Here is a 3,077-nt window from a genome sequence, read left to right on the forward strand (position 1 = left end):
TTCCCGCCGCGCGGGGGTACGGCGTGGCGTCGCGCCGCGGGAGGTCGCGCGGCGGGAGGTCGCGCGGCGGGAGGTGGCACGGGAGGTCGTGCGGCGGGCCGTCCGGCCGTCGGTGCGTCACGCCACGCGCGGGCGGGCCGTTCCGCGGCGGGCCGCGCCCATCAGGCCGCGGACCGACAGGACGAAGCCCACCAGCACCAGGCCGGCCGCCACCGCCATCCCCAGCGAACCGATCAGCGGCAGCAGTATCCCGAGCCCGCCGCCGACGACCCATGACAGTTGCAGGGCGGTCTCCGAACGGGCGAACGCCGACGTCCTGACCTCTTCGGGGACGTCGCGCTGGATGAGCGCGTCCAGTGACAGCTTGCTCAGCGCCTGGGCGATACCGGCCACCGCCGCGACCGCCGCGACCGTCACCGTGCCGTACATCAGCGCGGCGACCGTCGTCGCCGCGAGCGCGCCGATCAACGCCATCGCGATGATGATCTCCGGGCCGCGGGACTTCAGCCACGCCCCGAGCGCGGTCCCCAGCGCGTTGCCCGCGCCCGCCGCGACCGCCACCATGCCCAGCGAGAACGCCGGCGTCAGTCCGCTGAACGGGTGCTCGCGCAGCAGGAAGGCCAGGAACATCGTCAGGAAGCCGGACAGCGCGCGCAGCCCGGAATTGGCCTGCAGCGCGTGCAGCACGGACGATCCGACGCCCAGCAGCCCCGGCTTGCGTCCTGGCCCGCGCAGCCCGTCGCCCGGCAGGCCGGCGCCGGGCGTGTCGATGCCGTCGCCGGCACCGCCCGTGTCGGCGGCCCGCAGCTCGGCGAACCGCGCCTTCGCCTCGCCCTTCGCCGAGTCCACCTTGTGCGGCAGCGACATCGACAGCAGCGCCCCGCCCGCGAACACCACGAACGCCCCGTACAGCGGCCACTGCGGCCCGATCATGTGCAGCCCGGCGCCGATCGGCGCCGCGATCGCCGTGGCCAGCAGCCCGGCCAGCGTGACCCGCGAATTCGCCTTCACCAGCGTCGTCTGTCCTGGCAGGAGTCTCGGTACGACGGCGCTGCGCACCACGCCGTACGCCTTCGACGCCACGAGCACGCCCAGCGCCGCCGGGTACAGGCCGAGGCCCGCCGTCGTCACCACCGACGCCATCGTCCAGGCGAGCACCGCCCGCGCCAGCATCGCCATCGCCATGGCGGCCCGGCGGCCGTGCGTCATCCGGTCCAGCAGCGGGCCGATCACCGGCGCGAGCAACGCGAATGGCGCCATCGTGACCAGAAGATAGAGCGCCACCCGGCCGCGCGCCTCGCCGGTCGGTACCGAAAAGAACACAGTGCTGGCGAGAGCGATCGTGATCAACATGTCGCCAGCAGAATTCACCGCGTGCAGTTCGATCAGTTTCGCGAGTCCGGACTCGCCCGCCCCGTGGGCGTGCGTGGACCGCCGAATGCGGCGGCGCACGGCCCCACCGGACCGCCGCGCCGCGCTCACCAGGGCGCGTCCTGCCCTGCGGAGGGGCCCCGGGCCGGACGTCACTACGCTTGCCACGAAGGCCATCCTGCCCCAAATGAGCTGCCTGTCACCCCCTCCTTTGCGCACGCGGTGCGCACGGGTAGCGTGCGATCGCGCAGAATGGGTGCCAACAGGTGCGCCCGAGGTCGTTCGGGTAGGGAAAGAAGCGTCGACGCGGTCCGCAGGTCCGCTCCGTTTTGGCCCCCGCCCGCTTCCGGCGGCGCACACGTGAGACGGCGTAACGGAGAGAATCGATTCTTGTGAGTGCTGCGATGCGAAGCCGTACCCCAGACCGCCTGTGCGCCGAGGCGGTCGATGTCGCGCTGGCTGTGACCGAGGAGGCCGCCGGGCCGCAATCGGTCGGCGAGCATCTTGGCGTCGTCGCCGAGGGCGACCGCGTCGTCACTCACTATTTCGCCTGCAAGGAACCCGCGTACCGCGGGTGGCGCTGGGCCACGACGCTCACGCGGGCCTCGCGCGCCAAGAACATCACCATCGACGAGACCGTGCTGCTGCCCGGCGACGACTCGATCCTGGCCCCCGAGTGGGTGCCGTGGAGCGAGCGGCTCCGGCCGGGTGACATGGGGCCCGGCGACCTGCTGCCGACCGAGTCCGACGATCTCCGTCTCGAACCCGGATGGAGCGGCGAGGACGCGCCGCTGCCGAACTCCGTGGTGTCGGAGGAGCTCGCCGACGTCGTCGAGGCCGAGGACGCCGAGCTGTCCGGCCCTGCGGCCGCGCTTCCCGCGATCGGCAGCATCGGCGCGATCGCCGGGGAAATCGGGATGGGGCGCCGGCGTGTCCTCTCGCGGTTCGGCCTGCACGCCGCGGCCGACCGCTGGGAGGAAGAGTTCGGCCCCAAGACGCCGATGGCCCAGGCGGCCCCGGCCAACTGCCTCAGCTGCGGCTTCTTCGTCCCGATCGCGGGCTCGCTGCGGCAGGCGTTCGGCATCTGCGCGAACGAGTTCTCGCCGGCGGACGGGCGTGTCGTGTCGCTCGGGTACGGGTGCGGGGGTCACTCGGAGGCGGCGGTGATGCCGAAGCCGCCGGTGCCGGCGCCGATGACTCTTGACGAGATCAATGAGGTGGATCCGCTGGTGCTGCATCCGGATCGGCATGGGTCGGTGGAGGAGTCGACGCCGGCGGAGGAGCTGGGTCACTCCTAGGCCGTTGAGGGCTCCGGTGCCGGGGCCCTCCGGGCCGGGGCTTCGAAATCGACTATTGACGATCCCCCAACCTCCGGCCGGGGTGCCCCCAGCGGCCCACAAATAGCTCGGCAGCATTTCGAGCAACCCCTCCCCTAGCCTCCGGCCGGAGGCGCCCCCAGGCGGCCCCGGTCCCTTCGCGTTACAGCCGGCCTGCGGGAGCGCGGCTGTTGTTTGTGACGTGCATTCGTGACGGCAAAGGTTGGGGGAGGGCGGGGATAGTCCGCCGCAGGCGCAACGGCGCTGCGGGCGTCCGCGTACCGGTACCCGCGACGGGCCTGCGGGCACCCGCCCGTCTGGACCTGGCCAGCAGGCAAGGGGCGGGGGTGGGGGCAAGCCCGCCGCAGGCGTGACGGCGCTGCGGGCGTC

At 72.9% G+C, this 3,077-nt stretch carries 2 protein-coding genes; one reads left to right on the top strand and one right to left on the bottom strand.

All coding sequences use genetic code 11. The annotated features are described in order from the left end of the window. Positions 1–117: 117 nt before the first annotated feature. On the bottom strand, positions 118–1,548 hold the full coding sequence (locus O3W51_RS20720) for an MFS transporter (protein WP_138358924.1): 1,431 nt from the start codon (positions 1,546–1,548) through the stop codon (positions 118–120). 227 nt (positions 1,549–1,775) lie between these two features. Between O3W51_RS20720 and O3W51_RS20725 the strand changes: the two genes are divergently transcribed. After that, the gene (locus O3W51_RS20725) at positions 1,776–2,669 is read left to right on the top strand and encodes a DUF3027 domain-containing protein (RefSeq protein WP_138358926.1); all 894 of its coding nucleotides are present in this window, start codon (positions 1,776–1,778) and stop codon (positions 2,667–2,669) included. Positions 2,670–3,077 lie beyond the last annotated feature (408 nt).

Origin of the sequence: Streptomyces sp. H39-C1 (assembly GCF_027158125.1) — a bacterium.
Classification (GTDB): Bacteria; Actinomycetota; Actinomycetes; order Streptomycetales; family Streptomycetaceae; genus Actinacidiphila; species Actinacidiphila fildesensis.

Coding starts and splice junctions, on each gene's coding strand:
- O3W51_RS20725 (WP_138358926.1), top strand. CDS start 1,776: ATGCGAAGCCGTACCCCAGACCGCCTGTGCGCCGAGGCGGTCGATGTC.
- O3W51_RS20720 (WP_138358924.1), bottom strand. CDS start 1,548: ATGGCCTTCGTGGCAAGCGTAGTGACGTCCGGCCCGGGGCCCCTCCGC.